This is a genomic window from Bdellovibrio sp. HCB290 (genome assembly GCF_047305925.1).
Classification (GTDB): Bacteria; Bdellovibrionota; Bdellovibrionia; order Bdellovibrionales; family Bdellovibrionaceae; genus Bdellovibrio.
In genome coordinates this window covers 1,717,379-1,733,244 of record NZ_CP178620.1, presented here as the reverse complement: position 1 = coordinate 1,733,244, position 15,866 = coordinate 1,717,379, and the positions used below count along the sequence as shown (strand labels likewise).

Here is a 15,866-nt window from a genome sequence, read left to right as displayed (position 1 = left end):
ATGAATATCAAAATCCTAATCAGCCTTATCGCCGTTTTCCTATCACTTCCCGCCTTGGCGAAGATCTCCATCACTTCTCCAAAAGTTGGCGAATGGCTACCGCCGTTGGATGAAGACAGACAACTTCAAGTATCGGGAACTTCAGACCTGCCAGCCGGAACTGACTTGATACTGACAACCGGCTCTGGAAAATCCTGGACAAGCAAAACTCGAAAAGACGGCTCTTTTTCATTCGAATTCAGCCAGTTAACTATACCTGCACTGAAAAAGACAATTCTCACGGTTATGAATCTCGAGAAAACCGAGACCAGCACCCAAGAAGTTTACTGCTGCTCTATGGAGTCTGTTGGTTTTCACACTGTTCTTTCGCCTGTGAAATCCTACGAGTTTAAAGTAAAACAGCCTGGATTTGAAATAGATGGTCTTGAAATTACAATTCCAAAGAATGCAGTCACCACGGAAGGCGCCGAGCTTTTTGCCTCCAAGGCTTTTGCCGACGGTATTAATTTGGCGAAGTACGTACCTTTAAGTCCCGCAATCGCGGTGATCATCACCAAAATTAAAACCCGCACTGGAATTCAGTATTCATTTACTATTGATCCGCGGACACCCCGAAATGAAACGACGAGCAAGGTCTCCGCAGATGACTGGAGTCAGGTCACCAATCGTGCTTGGCAGGATATTGATTTGAAGAAAGCGAAGCTGGTAGTACTTGCAACCGGCCTCTCAGGTCATGAATGGACAGAACTAAGTACAGGCACCCTCCGCGGAAATACCTTCACCTTCAAACAGCTAGAAGGCGAGAAGACTTTCACAACCTTCGTCATCGCCGCCCGAGTGACACCTTGAAAACCAAAATCCTTATCCTATTTCTGATCGCTTTAGCTGCACTTGCTGCTTTCTCGCTTCGTGAATTCTTTGCGGTCGACGCCTGCCTCGACGGCGGCGGATGCTACGACTACACCGCCAAGGTCTGCCGTATGCACGAGCCCGACGCCCAAGAACTCTGCGACAAAAGCATGGGCCGCTAACAATAAAAACTGTTCCGTTTTTTGAACAAATTTCGAACAATTTAAGAATCTGTAAGATTCTCCCTTATAAATAAAAGTAAAATTAGTTACCCTCTAAAATGAGTTACGTTTTTTTCGGTGAATTCCAAATGCAATAAATGTCACATGCCCAAACTTCGGGCAAAACAGACGAGTCAAGAAAATCCAAATTCCCGCCAATATGATAAGCAACGTCACGAAAAAACCATTCCATTTTGGCGTCGGCCAGTTGACTTGATTACCAGTTTGTTAATAAACCAAAGCCACGTACCTGCAATTCAGTACGTTTTTACAAGCAGGCCTCGGAGGGGGAACTCCTATGGGCCAAAAGGAGTTTTTTATGCCCGCAGGTTTTACACATCTGGCTTTCGCAAGAAAGTCTTTGGACCATCTTGAATCCGAATCTGGCAAGAACGCCAAAGACATCCTTGATGCCGATATTGGACTTTACCTTTTTGGATGTGTCAGTCCGGACATCCCATACATGGGAAGATTCGATGGCAACCCATTTACCAACAACAAAGAAGTCGCAGATGATCTTCACTATCGTAAAACCAACGAAGTTCCACTGCTGGGTTTAAAGGCTGCAAAGGAAGCTGTGAAGGCAGGAAATGAGGAATTAGCCGAAGCCCTGTTCTCCTTCTATATTGGATACACCTCCCATCTGATTGCAGACGGGATTGTTCATCCATTTATAAGAGACATGGTCGGTGACTACGAAGTTGCAGAAACTGAACACAGAATTCTCGAAATGAAGCTTGATGTTTTGATTTCAAAGAGACTGGTTGGAGTAGAGGTCAATGGTGTCAATCTTCAAAAAGACCTCGATTACGTTAATGACTCCGTACAGTTGAGCCAGGTATTTCAAAGTTTTTCCACGGTTATCGAACAGGTACATGGACATAAGCTCAAACCCGGCAAAATCGAAGATTTACTTAAAGCCATGAAGACCGCTTTAGATATCGCTGAAGGTGAATTTCCGAGTTGGTACCAACTCTTAGGCAAACATTTCGGCGCTGCCTACTTGGATGAGAAGAAAGTAGTTGGTGAAGAGGCCACCCTAGTGAACTTGACATTTCCGATTGACGCCGCCGAAAAGGGAAATCTTCAAAACTTTATGAAAGCCAACAAAGTAAATTTCTTCGAACACGTGATGCCGAGATTCTTCTCGACATTCCCTGGCTTGATTGAAAAAGCCTACGACTACGTGTTCAACAACGGACCAGAAGTGACCGATTTAATTCCAGCGATCAACCTGGACACGGGACGCTCTTTGGCCAACCAAGATTTAAACAATAAACCGGTATTGTGGGAGCAAGCATGAAAAATATCATTCTCTTCTTAACCTTCGCACTTCTGACAGTCTCTTGCGCCCAAAAAGAAGTGGTAGTTGAACAGCCTCAGGAGCAAACCCTTGCTCAGGAGAAACCACCACTATCACAGGACGACCAGAACATCCGTGGCGTGCTTCTTAGTGTGAATGCAAAGATTCGTGGAGAGTATTCAAAAGCCAATAAGCGCAACTTCACCAAGTTCAACGAAGAAACTTATGTTGCTTATTTGAACAAGCACAACAACGAACGCTACAAAGCAATGAAGAAGCACCTTCCTGAATTCGAAAACCGGGACATCAAGGGTTTTGCTGAAACATATGTATTCTGCGGATACTCCACCCAGCATCAGCTCGCTTTCTGCGACGATGCTAACTGTGTGGGTGTAGAATTCTTCGATAAAGCCAACTCCCCTGCAATTTTAGACTTCTGGAAACAGCAGCTTCCAAAAATGAACTGCGAAGACAAAGTGGAAAGAAACTAATGGCTGCACCCACAATCAACTATGAAACAAAAAAACTCGTCGCATTCTTGGATGTGATGGGCTTCAAAGAATTACTAAAAACTGGTCATTTAAGTAAACTCCAAAAGTATTATGATATCGCTAACGAATATTTAGATGGCAAAGCAGGTCTTTACCGCGACACAGCTTCAAACGATAACTTTCAAAGGATTTTCGTTAGCGACTCGATTATCATGTCAATTGATCTCATTGGGGACAAATCCTCACACGATATCGATAGGGTACGTAGATTCTTCAGCGCTGTTAGTTTGCTACAGTATCTACTAGCAACGAAGGCACAAGTGTGGACAAGAGGCGCTATTTCTGTTGGAAATCTATTCATGGATCAAGCAACACAGACTCTTGTAGGGCCAGCATATATACAGGCATATGAGCTAGAATCTAAAGCGGACTATCCGCGAGTAATTATTGATCCGAGAGTATTCGCGTTCTTCGAAATGAGCGCAAAAGGTTTTAAGCAAAGAATACACGATCCCAATAATAACGGTACCCATATCATTGTTCCCGAATTGGGAGGTTCTGTAGCTCTACCTAAGATGCAAAATGAAGCAGTTTTTTTGGACTGGTTCCGGCAAAGCTTTGATCGCACAGAAAATTTAGATTTCTTCTTCGAAGATCTTTCCGAGCGGATATTTCTCAAACAAGACATTTTCGAAAAAGGTAACAAATTAATACGGTATTTAGTCGAATGCTACATCGAACGCACTAGCATTGCTCTAGATCGACAATTCCGATCCCGTGCAGAAACAATTAAATTAAAGATTGATGCAGCTTCAGGTTTGAATCTGCCAGCGATGAACTATAGAGGCCAGTAATGCATAAAGAGAGCAAGAAGTATTCAAATGCAAGGCGGAGCGGTTCCGTCGAAGTGAGACGTATGGTTGAATACGTCGCAACGAAGGCGGGTTCGCTCCAACGCAGTAGTTGGATGCTTATCGCTCTCTTGCTATTGGTGGGATGCCAGACAACGGAGATTGTTACTCAATCCCCTCTCTCCCCACCACCAATAGCAGCCCCAGACGAAAACCTTGTCGTTTTGGACCACAAGTACTTTACCGTCTATTACGACAAGGCTTTTCGCTTAGCGAGATACGTCCGTTACTCGCTAAGTTCGGCCCAACTCGCCGAATCTGACAGGGCGACAAGATCGGATAAGTTTAAGGCCGATCCATTGTTGGTGTCTCTGAAGGGTGTTCAGGTTTTACCGAAGGAATACCTCAAATCCGGCTACGACCAAGGCCATCTGGCTAACTCCAAGGACTTCGGCTTTTCGCAAGAAGCTCAGGATACGACTTTCTACATGAGCAATCTTAGCCCTCAGGCTCCGAACTTAAACCGCGATGCGTGGCTTAAGCTTGAGAATCAGGTGAGGTTATGGGCGTGTGGAGAGAAGGAAGTGGAAGTGATCACGGGGCCAGTCCTTAAAGAAGGACTTCCGACCTTTAAGAGTGGTTTGGCAATTCCGGCGGAGTTCTTTAAGGTGGTGTTGGACAAGACGCCGCCTGAGAAGATGCTGGCGTTTGTGTACTTCCAAACAGACAAGGGTGATGTGATGACCTCCCGCGCGGTTACCAAAGAAGCTTTGGAAGAAAAGCTAAAAACCCAGGTACCGGAGTTAAAGATGATGATTGAAGCGTATCCAGTGAAGCCAGTGGCTGACTGGGCGAGTGTCGATTGCTTCACCAAAAAGAAAGCAAAGAAAGTTGTGAGTAGGTAGAATATGAGTCCCGCAGATAGTCTTGGAAGAATATTTTTTCCGCATACGGTAAAAGAATTTGTTGCGAAAGAGAAAGCAGATATCGTTCACTACACATCTGCCGAAACCGCACTTAAGATTATTCAGTCCAAAACATTTTGGTTTCGGGACTGTCGCGTGATGAACGATACCTCAGAAATACTACACGGAAAAAAATGCCTGCTAGATTTTCTCGCCAGCAAACAGGGACAGCAATTCATTGATGCCATGAATTCCGTTCACAGCGGCTGTTCATTTCAGCTAATTCCTTATATTAAGTTCCTATTGGAATCGAATTCTGAGGAAGTATTCATCGCCTCATTCTATATTCAAAAACAAGAAACCAACCCAAATGGTCGCCTTTCAATGTGGAAAGCTTATGGTGGTGGAAAAGCCAGTGTTGCGCTACACTTTTCTCCAGACTATTTTTTCCGCGAAGGAACTGAGTCTATTGCAATGGTTGTTCAATACCAAACGGCAGAACAATTCACTAATGCACTTCTTCAGAAAGCTGAAGAAGTTAGAAATAGTAGTAAACTTTTTTCTGCGATGAGCATCCAAGACTTCGTACAGCATATTGGATTATATCTTCTCTTTACGGTACTATCGACAAAGCACAATATTTTTGAAGAAGAACAGGAATTGCGTGTAGTTCTTCCAAGATGGATCGGAAATACACTATTTGTGCCAACCCCTATTTGCATTGACGGCATTCCTCAAACTGTAAGAGTGCTAGATTTGAACAAGTACATGACAACACCTCCCCACTATGCAGATACTCATAAACTATTCAAAGAGGTTGTAGTTGGGCCATCTGGCCAACAAAAGATAATCAAACGAGCACTCGAACTTGCGATTTATGAAAATGCGACAATAGTGCACAGCAAAGTTCGTTGCGTAGATGTTCCTTTAAGGACTTAGGAAAACTGTCACCGATGTCCGTTGGACATGTAGCCCGGGTTCAGGGCTTCTCTTTATGGAGCCCCTCAGACTGATACTTTTCCGATAGTATTAGAATTCTTGAGGGAGATAGAAAGGTTCAGATACGCGAAGGCTTTAGGTCTTTTGAAGCGAGGCATACTGATCAGTATGTCGCAGTGAAGGAAGACCTAAAACGACAAAGTAGATGGACCTTTATAGCTCCCTCACTTCGCCGAAGGATTCCCATGTGGTGAGGTTGAGTTTCCTTCTTATGATCGTATTCACCCAACTCCACCCCCAAGCCATCCCCGCACTCACCCCTAAAAACACCCCCACAAGCCCAATTAAATTCCCTAAGCTGGGTACTTCCTTCGAAGGCAATAATCTAAAGAAAACCAATAGCAGCATGCATTGAACAAAGAACACAGTGAATAGCTTTTTGAATCCAAAAAAGACGATGGGTCTGGGATCTTGAAAGATGAGACTTGCGGCTTTTCTTCCGAAGTTTGATTTGAACCCCAATAGAAGCGGATGCTTGAGCTGGTACTCCCCGAAGAGTTGCCACTTTTGATCGTTGGTAAGTTTATTCATTGGATCTCCTCACCAAAGGCTTCCCATGAAACTAACCCTAACCGCTCTCTCTTCTTCCCCATTCCGATGGTCACCAAATACCCAAACCCAAGCGAACAAACCACCATATGAATCGAAAGAAACAAAAAAACCAAAACATCCGGCTTTGGAACCTCGTACATATAGGAAGTTATAAAAGCGAAAATCGTCATAGGCACACCCCAGAATATTGCCGCGGTCAGAGCAGCCTGATGTCTCGTATGAAAAATCAATGGCTTATCTTCTCGAATGCCAGGAATCCGCATCTTGCGTTCCGGAAAACTAAATCTCCAGACGAGCTTCTTTTCTCTAATAAACTTTTCCCAGAGAATCCACTTTTCATCATTGGTAAGCTTAGCCATGAGCTGCTCCAGAATACTGCGTAATCGCTATGCGAATTGGATGCCCCTCAGGCGTGTATTTTAGAATTTCCTTTTTCGTGGACTCAAAAGTATCTCTATAGAGGGGAATTGCCCATAAACTTTTAAACGGCCACACCTCTTTAAGTTCAACAACCAACATAAAGCGATCATCGACGAGATCAATTCGACATTTTACGTCTTCAGTCCAATACAGTATTGAATCTGAACCGTTTTGAGTCTGAACAATACCAAGCTCAGTAAACTTGTAGGTCGCATCAGGAAAAAGATCTCTTGGCGCAAATGTCATTATCAGTTTTCTCCAAAGTTATCCCAAGTTGCCTTCAACCACTCTATTTACGAGCCCAGTGAGGAGATAGAAGGGTTCAGACACGCGAAGGCTTTAGGGCTTTCGAAGCGAGGCATACTGGTCAGTATGTCGCAGAGAAGAAAGGCCTAAAACGACAAAGTGGATGAGCCCTTATGGACCCTCACCAACCCCGGGTTCGGCGATGGTTGGATATGGCCCTGCGTCTTTTTATCGTTAAAAATCTCATCCTTGAATAGCAGAACGAGAATAACTAAAACGACCAGCACCACCAGGTACTCAATCAAAGCGATTTTACGTGCTTTCTTTATATGTTCGTTCATAAGAAAAGGATAGCCGGCCTTTAAAGAATTCTCTACCATTAAATATGGTTATGTTTTGTAATAAGAAGAGATGAAGATACTCACTTGGCTTAAAACGAATAAAGAAAGAATCCACAAATACAATCTTTGGGTTGGATTTGTAACCCACGTCTTATTAGCAACTTTAATTTTTTCAGACCTAATTGCGACTGATTCCTACATTTCCTATTTTGGAATGTTCCTCATTGGAGTTTGCATATTTACTGAAGTCCTCCTTTGCGAGCGCTTCCTTCAAGCCAACAAAAGAATATTACTGATTCTATCGCCACCTGTGATCTCAACCTTCATTGTATTGTCGGCAACTTTGATCTTAGGCTCTCTTATGAGCAAAAGCATAAAACTGACTCACTTGTCCGCTTTACTTCAAACATCTTTAACACTTTTAGGGTTGATCTATTCAATCGCCCTCCCGCTCATTGCTATGGCTTTCGCAGTTCGGCTGATAGTTCGCTCCAAATTCATCCAATCAAAACTCCAACCCCGGGGATAAGCGTTTACGATATCCCTCCGGGATATGGAATTCGGGTTCGCTGAGTATTCAGCTCAGACGGACCCCATTTTTCCGATGATTTCAGGAATTCCAGTGAGGAGATAGAAGGGTTCAGTTGCAAGGCGGAAGGGTTCTTGCGAAGCGAGGCCTACTACCCGTAGGTCGCAGCGAAGCAAGGTTCCTGACAACACAGCAGATGAGCCCTTATAGCTCCTCACACTTTTCTCTACCAATAAATTGATTTGTGTTTTCTAATTAGTAATCTGGAGAAATCTAATGGAAACTAAAACCAAGACGCAACTATTCGACTGGGGATTCATAGCTCTTACCGTGTTTGCTTATTGGTCGATTCCTACCGGTATTGGACAGCGAAAACTTTCAAAACTATATGAATTGATTTTACTACATCCGGAGTTAAAGGAAGAACTTGCGCCTTTTAAATCTTATGCATACCAGCTCCAACACAACAATATCGCGCCTTATGCGGCCATTGCAGCACTCTCATTGTGGTATGCTTATACCAAACCTACTTCAAAAGCGATCCGAGTAGTTTTGATTTTGATTGCGATCTACATGGTTCCTTTAAACTACCTCGTGCAGACGTTGAGCTAAATGGCAAAAAAACTAGCTCTCTACTCAGGCCTATTTTTAGTTTCCATAGTACTTGGGATTCATTTCCTTCTTGAAGCCTCGTGCACCAATGCTGAACTTCAAAGAATAACATCGCCCGACAACACCATCGAAGCCGTACTCTCAACCCGAGAGTGCGGTGCCACGACCGGCACAGCTTACTTTGTTTCGCTGGTTAAGCCCCACTCAAAGCCAGATAAAAGCGATCACGTTGCTGTCATGGATGATGTAGAAAAAATTAAAGTGCTATGGCTAGATTCTAATACACTTTCAATTACCTACGACCAAGCTCGCTTCTTTGATCTCAAGAAGTCTCTGAAGGTTGGAGACAAAGAAGTGATTATTCAGGAAACAAAGAACCCGAATTAGCCCATTCAAACTTGTTGACGATGCCTTTCAGGCATGGAAGACGGGTTCCGGACTTCATCCTTCGGAAGCCCGTCAAACAAGACATCCTTTTTTCCGATAGTATTAGAATTTCTGAGGGAAATAGAAAGGTTCAGATACGCGAAGGCTTTAGGCCTTTCGAAGCGAGGCATACTGGTCAGTATGTCGCAGCGAAGGAAGGCCTAAAACGACAAAGTAGATGGACCTTTATAGCTCCCTCAAGTAACTCTACTTCTTAAGTAGGGTTACTTCGAGATAGCTTCCGGTGGCCCCATACCCCGTCACCTTGACCACCTCATTACCTTTTAAGGTAACCGTCGCATAAGTGCTCTTACGTGGCACACAGCCCTTATTCTTGTCTTCGTTACCGTCACCATCATTTGGCGGCTTGTAACCGGCAGGAGCAGGCCCTGCACACATGGCATTGGGTTTGATCACAATGTTAGCACCGACTTGGACTTGAGCTCGAACAGCTTTTGTCTGGTCAGCCGATCGGTTCTTCACTTCAAGAGTGTAAGTGCCAGCCGGGAGATTTAGCTTCTCATTAATCGGACGTAGTCTTCCAGTTTCTTTATCTCTACCCCTATACCAATCATATGAAGCTATTTGTTCTATTTTGCCATCGCGAAGTACGTAAATTCCCGTCTGCTTCCCAGACTCCCCACTATCAATGATGAGTTTACTTTTACCTTCGAGCGCATCAGAAATGGATGGGGACCATGACCCAACGATTCGGCCTCCATCAGTTTTGGAAACAGGAGTGACGTCTTTTAAATGGTCGCCATTCCAAACAAGTATACTTCTGGAAAACTCATAACCCTTAAGATCCACCAGCGTGACCATGACTTCTGGTTTCCCATCCCCATCAAGATCATCAAAAATCATTTCACCGCAAGCAGCAATGGTTTCTTCTCCTTGGAGAACAGTTTTGCCCATGGGTTTTCCATCTTTAAAAACAGAAAGGACACATTGGGTATCGTCAAAAGATGGAGCTGCCATATAAAGAGCTACCAGATACTTTGATTTACCGGGACCATCGAAAAGAATGTCACTTTCAAAAGAGTATCCAATACCGTCACCCAATTTAAGCGGCTCTTCAGACACAACTCCTTTCAGCTTAAAGAACTCTTTTGGGATGTACTTTTTAACTGTTGGAATGTCCTTTTCGTGTTGCACTTTCTCAGCAGCATGAGCCAGCGTAAGAATTGATCCACAAAATGCAACTGCGAGAAATATCTGTTTTGTTAAGTTCATGGTTATTATCGTCCGAGCAAAACTTCACGAAATCAAGTTTAGAGTAGGAAAACTGTTGACGATATGGCTTTGCCATATGAAAGACGGGTTCCGGTCTTCTTCCTTTGGAAGCCCGTCAGACAAGACACCCTTTCCCTATGTATTTCGATTCCCCTTGAGGAGGAAGAAGGGTTCAGATGACATCGGCGTAGCATGGATGCTACCCCGAAGCGACAGCCCGAAGGGTGAAAGTTAGGAGACTTTCACCACGCAGTAGATGGATCTTTATAGCTCCCTCACCCTTTGTTCGTAGCCGTAGTCGCAGGTGCATCGGCAATACTGATTACTCCCCTCCACCAAAATCCGCAAATACCCCTGCTTCGGCCACGCCGCTTGTTGTCGCTCCCGAAGCTCGTTACAAACTCGGTGATAGGTATAGCCACGGTCATTCATGGCACATACTTGATCTGAGCAGGTGTTTCTTCGATCATATTCAGAGTCTCTATAGTAATCAGTTCCGAAAGCCGCATGAGATGCCGAACCGGTAAGTAAAATTGCAATTGTTAGAATCATTTTCATAAGAATTCTCCTTTTTCTTTAATTAAATTTCCCCGGAGGGAGCTAGAAGAGCTCAGATACGAGGCAGAGGAAGCGGGATTCCCGCAGGCGTACGCACAGGTACGTCGAGGACAGTCCCGATTCCGATAACGAAGTAGATGAGCCGTTATAGCTCCCTCCCCCCCACATGGGCCGACGTAGGACGCCTCCATGATCGTTCTCTCTTTTCTACCGTTGGTATTTGTTTCCAGCACCATCACCTGCCCCCACGGTGTTCGCGACACCGTCGTTTTCGAATGCACTCTGATGCCTTGACCCATACAGCTCGCCTCCGTCTGGATGTGATCTCTCGATTCAGACAAAGTTCGGCTCACACAGTTAAGACCAGGAACATCCTCAATTTCCCGAGACGGTATGGTTTCACCAAAACACGTTTCATACTCTTGAAGCCCGCCACCAGGCTCAGTGGTGGTCTTTAACCGGTACTGGCCAGGCTCAAGCTTGCGATACTTGTTGATCGCAAGCGCATTCACACCGACCGGCATTCCAAGTTTCTGGTGAGCAAACACTCCCACCCCAACACACACCGCCATTAAAATAAAAACTACCGACACCTTTTTCATAAAATTACATCCTCAAAAACGAGTTAGGATTGTGAGTTTGTACAAACGATCTTCGCCCCATCAGTGTAGTTCTCATCTGAATTTCCATTTCCAAACTACTTAACTCTTGGCTGATTAGATCGCCGTTCCAGCTGTTGTTATTAAAGGTCAAGCTGTGCAAGATACACCTCACGATTCTCTTTTTTGAACAAAGTAAGCAGCCCCACAATGCACAGAGGAAGGGCAAAGCTTGCAGCAGTCAAAATCAAGATCGAAACCGCTCCTACCCACGACCAGCCGCTCTTCTCCTTTAGTCCTTTAGTGACAAAGTGGACTGCGACCAGAATAACTGCGAGATAGACTCCTGACATTCCAAAGACGGACATGATCGGACTAACCAAGGATTGCTCTGGGCTAAATTGCATAGCTTTAAGCGCTACAAAGCCAGTCGAGAGGATTTGCACGAGGGCTGCCCCGTAAAGACATCTATTAATAGTTTTGATTTGTTTTTCGTTACTCATAAGTTCTCCTTTGATGGAGAACCCCTAGAGCAAGGACATTGCCAGATTCAGAATCAATTAATTCGATTTGAAGGAGAAAATTCCGGAATTCTCCGAATTTGGAGAATTAATTCTGAGAATTGGAAATTGGGTCTGTTAAATGCGTGATTTAGAAATCAACAGGTATATGAGTAAAGCAACCATCAATGGAATGCCGACAATGCCAAGACCAGTATATATGAGATACACCTTCCGATTGAGTTCGGAGATCTTGTTAGAGCGTCTGTGATACACTTGCTTGAAATTATTGATGGCCGGAATAAATCCGACCACCATCAAAATAATGAGCGCAATAGCGCCATAAAACTCAAAATTGGACATATTTCACTCTACTCTGGTCTGGATTAGTTACTTCCTTGGAGCGTCCTCAAACGCTTTCTTCTTTTCATTGTAGATTCGCTGAACGGACTTTCCTTTCTCCATACGCTTATACTTTTCAACATAGAAGCTCAAGTCAGTCATGCAAGCAAATTCTTGATCAGTCTCTTCCTTGCTATACATTCCGTCTTTGCCATCCGCACAGCTTATGCGATACCCAATGTCACAACATCTCCGACCAATCTTCACCTCTCGTATTTCGTTCTTTTTCCAACTACAAACTTCAGGATTTCCATAAACCGACTCGATCTTCTGAGACTCCTTGGGATCCGTGTTGAATACTTTGAGCACGCAGCCTTTAACTTTTAAACTCCCAGTATCGCACTGAACACTAGGCTCAGTCTTTTCAATAAGACGAAATTTACCCTCTAGTGGTAATATACTCTGACAATCAGCGAAGGCTATTTGTGCAAAGCAGATCGTCATTAATATTAAAAGGCTTCTGATAGTCATAATTGATTCCTTTTACCCTACTCGGTATCTACCTGGACTTTATTTGCGCGTTCAGCTTCCCGCCTTTTAGCGAGATCGCGTTCACCGATATAGGAGACTGTTACAAATACTATTGAGGCAACTAGATACACTGATCCAATCCACAGTCCTATATTGCCCGTTCGTTTCCATTTCTTACGGATCAAATAGGCAATCAGGATCAAAACTGGTGCCATGAATATTCCGTAAAGAAGTAGGAAGTATAAAAGAAAAATGAGAGCCCCGCCCAGATTCTGCATTACTCGATGCTATCGAAGTTTTAGATATACACCAAGCTGTTTATTGGGTTTAATTTTAGTATGGAAAACACAATCTCGTCCCAAGCTCTTCCTTCGATTCTACTTATTGTAAGTACTCTCTTCTTTTTTACCTTGGAACGTGTAAAACCAGGCCGTGAGCTTCCTCACTCGAAGGGCTGGTACGGAAGAGCTATTTTAATCAACCTCGTCCAACTCCTAATGGTGGGAATTGCTGGACTCACTTGGAATAAGTTCTTTAGAGACTACACTCTCATTCCGATCGGAAACTGGAAGTCCCCTGCTCTAGAGGGTTTCGTATTTTGGATCATCGGAACTTTTGTCTTCTATTGGTGGCATCGTCTGCGCCACGCCAATGGCTGGTGGTTGATTTTCCATCAACTGCATCACAGCCCCGCCAGAATCGAAGTCTTAACTTCTTTCTACAAGCATCCTGTGGAAATCGCAGCCGATTCAATTCTTATTGGATTTATCATTTACTGTGTTTTCGGCGGAAGTGCTGAGGCCGGTGCTTGGTATGCGCTCTATGCGGCTACTGGCGAATACTTCTATCATGCCAATATTAGAACTCCCAAATGGGTTGGATATATCCTGCAAAGACCAGAACACCACTCCATCCACCATCAATTAGGGGTTCATAAGTATAATTATTCTGACCTAACAGTTTGGGACAGAATGTTTGGAACTTTCAAAGATGCTGATGATTTTGCTGATAAATGTGGATTTCCAAATGACCATGAAACGAAGTTCAAAGAAATATTGGCCTTTAAGGACGTCTACTAGGAGTTTCCATATGAAGCTTATCTATTGCATTCCAATAGTTCTCTTCTTTTCACTGAATGTGGACGCTCGCTGCATGGAAACCACTGAATCAAAACTCAATGGAGAGTTTGAGGTGATCGGTAAAGACAAAACTAAAGCATCCTGTGTGAAATCTAAAGTAATAGACTACTCCAAACTCAAGTTTATTACCATCGAAGCACCAGGCTGTTTGGTTACCGTGAAGCCATTGAAAACGAACGATCCGAAAATCACTCAGCCCATCACCCTCTACTTTCATTCAAAAGATTGTAAGGTAGCAGCTGGAGACAAACTTAATCTCTCTTTAATAAGCAAAAATGCCGAGTGTTGTATGCAATGGGAGCAGTCTGGTGCCGCGCCTAATACTTGTAAATCTGTCATTGACGCCGATAAAGTAGAACGCTCTCAGGACCGGATCATTAGCTGTTCAAACAGGAAGATAGAGTGGTTAGTAGTTGTAGCACCTGAGAAATAGGAATTGCGCCTAACTGAATTGCATTTATTCATTTGGATTTTTGCTTTTGGAAATCAGATCCACGGTTGATCAAAACTGACCAGATTCGAGGCGGAGTTGAGCTTTCCACCCGGAGGCGTACGTCGGCTGAGCCGAGGAGTGCTGTAGCTGAACCAGCTACTTCAATTGCGAGCCTCTGGCTCTCCATTCTGTGGCCACAGGTCGCGGTGAGGACTGGAAGTTCAATGACAACGAAGAAGATGGTTAGTTTTCATCACCCGTCACCGTAAAGCACCCACCAGAGGCCGCCTACGAAGACCATTAGTCCAATAATGGCCATTGCAAATTTAATGTATTTCATATGTGTTCCTATTCGGCTTCTTCTTTTGACCGTTTCGACATTAGGTCAAAATGCTCAGCAGAATATGGAATTCCACCCCCGCGTATATAATCCATCAAGTAGATAGTAGCCGGATCGGCTTCACGCCCTTTCAGACGATCCAAGATAAACTGCAATGCGATATCACTTCGTTTCTTAAGTGCAAGCTCCATCAGAAGGTCTTTGTCATGAAATAGGAAATCAAACTCAGTCTCAGCGGGGTCCTGACATTTTTTATTCAGAATCTGGTGAAGCGTATCCATATCACCCTCTTTTAAAGCCAGCATACCCACCAGCGAAAATCCCTTAGCAAAAATCCCCGGGTAATTGTTCTTTTTCTCAGCTTCCGGTTGAATCTTTAAAAACTGCTTGGCGCATTTCTTAGAAAGCTCATAGTCGCCGAAGTAATAGGCGGACATGCCATACACACCGACATCATAACAATTGAACCATTCATTTTCTTTCTTTTTAAATAATGAAATAACAACCAGCAGAATTACACAATACCACTTAGGAAAAAGAACAGGATATCGCCAGCGCACCTGATCAACTTTCTCAGATAGGAAGCTCGACCATTGCATTTCAATATATCGCTTCCAATAGTACAGACTAACACGTAAGCCAGGAAACGGATGAGTCGCCTCATACCCCGTTGGCAGGTTTGACTCTTCCCTAAGCGCAATTAGCTGAAGTGTGTCTTTGTTAAAGGGAGACCGCTTTAGCAATTCTTTCAAGTACGGAAGAGAAACATCGGGAGTAACAAATCTAAAATAGCGTGCAACTGCTCGTAAGTAAGCTGAATGCCGATTTGAGTTCACTACCTGTTCTTCCCATGCCTTCAGTAGCACATCTTTTGCCCCACTTGGTGCGATCACCATACAAGTCTTCCAGGTATAGGAATGTAGCGGAACATTTCGTACAAACCAAAGCGCGTGATCAACTGACACTTGGTCGTAAATGCTAAATTGGAAAAGACGACACTCCATGACTTCGATTCGAAGTTCGATGTTCCCAGCGTCAGACTCCAGAACTTTTTCCGCCGCCAACACTTCGTTCATTGAAGGATACTTTTTCGGCAGTAGTTCAGCGTGTCCGGGGTTATAGTACATGATTTCGATCTTCTCGCTTAAAACCATATAGGTCGTAATCGCGACGAAGCATAGACCCAGAAACATCAGAAAAAAGACCGTAAATGTGAAAAGCATAGATTATGCTCTCTTAAGCAACCATTAAACTCAATGAAATTTACATTAGGGAAAAGTTGTTGGCGATAGCCCGGTTACTCTGAGAGTGCGGAGGAGAATTGTTCCCGATATACCTTTGGTATATGTAGCCCGGGTTCGCCCAGTTTTGGGCTCAAACTGGGTACATTTACCGATGGATGGAATTTTTCAGGGGAATTCGGGGTGATCAAAGGCATTCAGATTC

Annotated in this window: 18 protein-coding genes; 11 read left to right on the top strand and 7 right to left on the bottom strand. The window is 44.0% G+C overall.

The genetic code is table 11. The features are described 5' to 3' along the window. The 7 genes from ACLVWU_RS08520 to ACLVWU_RS08490 all read left to right on the top strand — a co-directional run bounded on the left by ACLVWU_RS08520 (window position 1) and on the right by ACLVWU_RS08490 (window position 5,559). Window positions 1-849: a hypothetical protein gene (locus ACLVWU_RS08520; RefSeq protein ID WP_413578567.1), complete on the top strand. Its 849-nt coding sequence runs from the start codon at window positions 1-3 to the stop codon at window positions 847-849. Further along, the gene (locus tag ACLVWU_RS08515; protein ID WP_413578566.1) at window positions 846-1,031 is read left to right on the top strand and encodes a hypothetical protein; all 186 of its coding nucleotides are present in this window, start codon (window positions 846-848) and stop codon (window positions 1,029-1,031) included. The genes ACLVWU_RS08520 and ACLVWU_RS08515 overlap by 4 nt, the downstream gene beginning before the upstream one ends. Window positions 1,032-1,389: 358 nt before the next feature. Next, window positions 1,390-2,373, top strand: coding sequence for a zinc dependent phospholipase C family protein (locus ACLVWU_RS08510; protein WP_413578565.1), 984 nt, complete (start codon window positions 1,390-1,392; stop codon window positions 2,371-2,373). Further along, entirely contained in the window at window positions 2,370-2,864 is a 495-nt protein-coding gene (locus tag ACLVWU_RS08505; RefSeq protein WP_413578564.1) for a hypothetical protein, read from the top strand. The genes ACLVWU_RS08510 and ACLVWU_RS08505 overlap by 4 nt, the downstream gene beginning before the upstream one ends. Next, complete coding sequence (locus tag ACLVWU_RS08500) at window positions 2,864-3,718, top strand: hypothetical protein (protein ID WP_413578563.1); 855 nt, start codon at window positions 2,864-2,866, stop codon at window positions 3,716-3,718. The genes ACLVWU_RS08505 and ACLVWU_RS08500 overlap by 1 nt, the downstream gene beginning before the upstream one ends. A 62-nt stretch (window positions 3,719-3,780) precedes the next feature. Continuing rightward, window positions 3,781-4,620 carry a DNA/RNA non-specific endonuclease gene (locus ACLVWU_RS08495; protein WP_413578777.1) on the top strand — a complete coding sequence of 280 codons (840 nt, stop codon included), beginning with the start codon at window positions 3,781-3,783 and terminating at the stop codon, window positions 4,618-4,620. 3 nt (window positions 4,621-4,623) lie between these two features. Further along, window positions 4,624-5,559: a DUF2971 domain-containing protein gene (locus tag ACLVWU_RS08490; RefSeq protein WP_413578562.1), complete on the top strand. Its 936-nt coding sequence runs from the start codon at window positions 4,624-4,626 to the stop codon at window positions 5,557-5,559. Between the two features lie 213 nt (window positions 5,560-5,772). On the opposite strand, the gene ACLVWU_RS08485 is transcribed toward ACLVWU_RS08490, so the two are convergent. The 3 genes from ACLVWU_RS08485 to ACLVWU_RS08475 are packed head-to-tail and all read right to left on the bottom strand — an operon-like array spanning window position 5,773 to window position 6,837. Beyond that, window positions 5,773-6,150, bottom strand: a complete 378-nt coding sequence (locus ACLVWU_RS08485; RefSeq protein WP_413578561.1) for a hypothetical protein — start codon at window positions 6,148-6,150, stop codon at window positions 5,773-5,775. After that, window positions 6,147-6,530: a hypothetical protein gene (locus ACLVWU_RS08480; RefSeq protein WP_413578560.1), complete on the bottom strand. Its 384-nt coding sequence runs from the start codon at window positions 6,528-6,530 to the stop codon at window positions 6,147-6,149. The genes ACLVWU_RS08485 and ACLVWU_RS08480 overlap by 4 nt, the downstream gene beginning before the upstream one ends. Next, window positions 6,523-6,837: a hypothetical protein gene (locus ACLVWU_RS08475; protein ID WP_413578559.1), complete on the bottom strand. Its 315-nt coding sequence runs from the start codon at window positions 6,835-6,837 to the stop codon at window positions 6,523-6,525. The genes ACLVWU_RS08480 and ACLVWU_RS08475 overlap by 8 nt, the downstream gene beginning before the upstream one ends. A 1,146-nt stretch (window positions 6,838-7,983) precedes the next feature. On the opposite strand from ACLVWU_RS08475, the gene ACLVWU_RS08470 reads away from it, so the two are divergent. Both ACLVWU_RS08470 and ACLVWU_RS08465 read left to right on the top strand, forming a co-directional pair. Further along, the gene (locus ACLVWU_RS08470) at window positions 7,984-8,319 is read left to right on the top strand and encodes a hypothetical protein (RefSeq protein ID WP_413578558.1); all 336 of its coding nucleotides are present in this window, start codon (window positions 7,984-7,986) and stop codon (window positions 8,317-8,319) included. Then, window positions 8,320-8,706 carry a hypothetical protein gene (locus ACLVWU_RS08465; protein ID WP_413578557.1) on the top strand — a complete coding sequence of 129 codons (387 nt, stop codon included), beginning with the start codon at window positions 8,320-8,322 and terminating at the stop codon, window positions 8,704-8,706. Window positions 8,707-8,952: 246 nt separating this feature from the next. On the opposite strand, the gene ACLVWU_RS08460 is transcribed toward ACLVWU_RS08465, so the two are convergent. From ACLVWU_RS08460 to ACLVWU_RS08450, 3 genes are all read right to left on the bottom strand, one after another. After that, entirely contained in the window at window positions 8,953-9,978 is a 1,026-nt protein-coding gene (locus tag ACLVWU_RS08460; protein ID WP_413578556.1) for a hypothetical protein, read from the bottom strand. Between the two features lie 1,300 nt (window positions 9,979-11,278). Further along, entirely contained in the window at window positions 11,279-11,638 is a 360-nt protein-coding gene (locus tag ACLVWU_RS08455) for a hypothetical protein (protein ID WP_413578555.1), read from the bottom strand. A gap of 387 nt (window positions 11,639-12,025) precedes the next feature. Further along, the gene (locus ACLVWU_RS08450; RefSeq protein ID WP_413578554.1) at window positions 12,026-12,508 is read right to left on the bottom strand and encodes a hypothetical protein; all 483 of its coding nucleotides are present in this window, start codon (window positions 12,506-12,508) and stop codon (window positions 12,026-12,028) included. Between the two features lie 338 nt (window positions 12,509-12,846). On the opposite strand from ACLVWU_RS08450, the gene ACLVWU_RS08445 reads away from it, so the two are divergent. Both ACLVWU_RS08445 and ACLVWU_RS08440 read left to right on the top strand, forming a co-directional pair. Beyond that, window positions 12,847-13,587 carry a sterol desaturase family protein gene (locus ACLVWU_RS08445; RefSeq protein WP_413578553.1) on the top strand — a complete coding sequence of 247 codons (741 nt, stop codon included), beginning with the start codon at window positions 12,847-12,849 and terminating at the stop codon, window positions 13,585-13,587. 10 nt (window positions 13,588-13,597) lie between these two features. Continuing rightward, window positions 13,598-14,080 carry a hypothetical protein gene (locus ACLVWU_RS08440; protein WP_413578552.1) on the top strand — a complete coding sequence of 161 codons (483 nt, stop codon included), beginning with the start codon at window positions 13,598-13,600 and terminating at the stop codon, window positions 14,078-14,080. 348 nt (window positions 14,081-14,428) lie between these two features. Here ACLVWU_RS08440 and ACLVWU_RS08435 read toward each other — a convergent pair whose 3' ends face one another. Next, window positions 14,429-15,496 (bottom strand): hypothetical protein, encoded by a 1,068-nt coding sequence (locus ACLVWU_RS08435; protein ID WP_413578551.1) that lies wholly within the window; start codon window positions 15,494-15,496, stop codon window positions 14,429-14,431. Between the last annotated feature and the right edge of the window lie 370 nt (window positions 15,497-15,866).

Bases quoted from the DNA above. Each gene is read 5' to 3' on its own strand.
- ACLVWU_RS08480 (WP_413578560.1), bottom strand. From the start codon at position 6,530: ATGGCTAAGCTTACCAATGATGAAAAGTGGATTCTCTGGGAAAAGTTT.
- ACLVWU_RS08520 (WP_413578567.1), top strand. From the start codon at position 1: ATGAATATCAAAATCCTAATCAGCCTTATCGCCGTTTTCCTATCACTT.
- ACLVWU_RS08500 (WP_413578563.1), top strand. From the start codon at position 2,864: ATGGCTGCACCCACAATCAACTATGAAACAAAAAAACTCGTCGCATTC.
- ACLVWU_RS08475 (WP_413578559.1), bottom strand. From the start codon at position 6,837: ATGACATTTGCGCCAAGAGATCTTTTTCCTGATGCGACCTACAAGTTT.
- ACLVWU_RS08460 (WP_413578556.1), bottom strand. From the start codon at position 9,978: ATGAACTTAACAAAACAGATATTTCTCGCAGTTGCATTTTGTGGATCA.
- ACLVWU_RS08465 (WP_413578557.1), top strand. From the start codon at position 8,320: ATGGCAAAAAAACTAGCTCTCTACTCAGGCCTATTTTTAGTTTCCATA.
- ACLVWU_RS08495 (WP_413578777.1), top strand. From the start codon at position 3,781: ATGGTTGAATACGTCGCAACGAAGGCGGGTTCGCTCCAACGCAGTAGT.
- ACLVWU_RS08505 (WP_413578564.1), top strand. From the start codon at position 2,370: ATGAAAAATATCATTCTCTTCTTAACCTTCGCACTTCTGACAGTCTCT.
- ACLVWU_RS08450 (WP_413578554.1), bottom strand. From the start codon at position 12,508: ATGACTATCAGAAGCCTTTTAATATTAATGACGATCTGCTTTGCACAA.
- ACLVWU_RS08445 (WP_413578553.1), top strand. From the start codon at position 12,847: ATGGAAAACACAATCTCGTCCCAAGCTCTTCCTTCGATTCTACTTATT.
- ACLVWU_RS08440 (WP_413578552.1), top strand. From the start codon at position 13,598: ATGAAGCTTATCTATTGCATTCCAATAGTTCTCTTCTTTTCACTGAAT.
- ACLVWU_RS08510 (WP_413578565.1), top strand. From the start codon at position 1,390: ATGCCCGCAGGTTTTACACATCTGGCTTTCGCAAGAAAGTCTTTGGAC.
- ACLVWU_RS08435 (WP_413578551.1), bottom strand. From the start codon at position 15,496: ATGAACGAAGTGTTGGCGGCGGAAAAAGTTCTGGAGTCTGACGCTGGG.
- ACLVWU_RS08455 (WP_413578555.1), bottom strand. From the start codon at position 11,638: ATGAGTAACGAAAAACAAATCAAAACTATTAATAGATGTCTTTACGGG.
- ACLVWU_RS08485 (WP_413578561.1), bottom strand. From the start codon at position 6,150: ATGAATAAACTTACCAACGATCAAAAGTGGCAACTCTTCGGGGAGTAC.
- ACLVWU_RS08490 (WP_413578562.1), top strand. From the start codon at position 4,624: ATGAGTCCCGCAGATAGTCTTGGAAGAATATTTTTTCCGCATACGGTA.
- ACLVWU_RS08470 (WP_413578558.1), top strand. From the start codon at position 7,984: ATGGAAACTAAAACCAAGACGCAACTATTCGACTGGGGATTCATAGCT.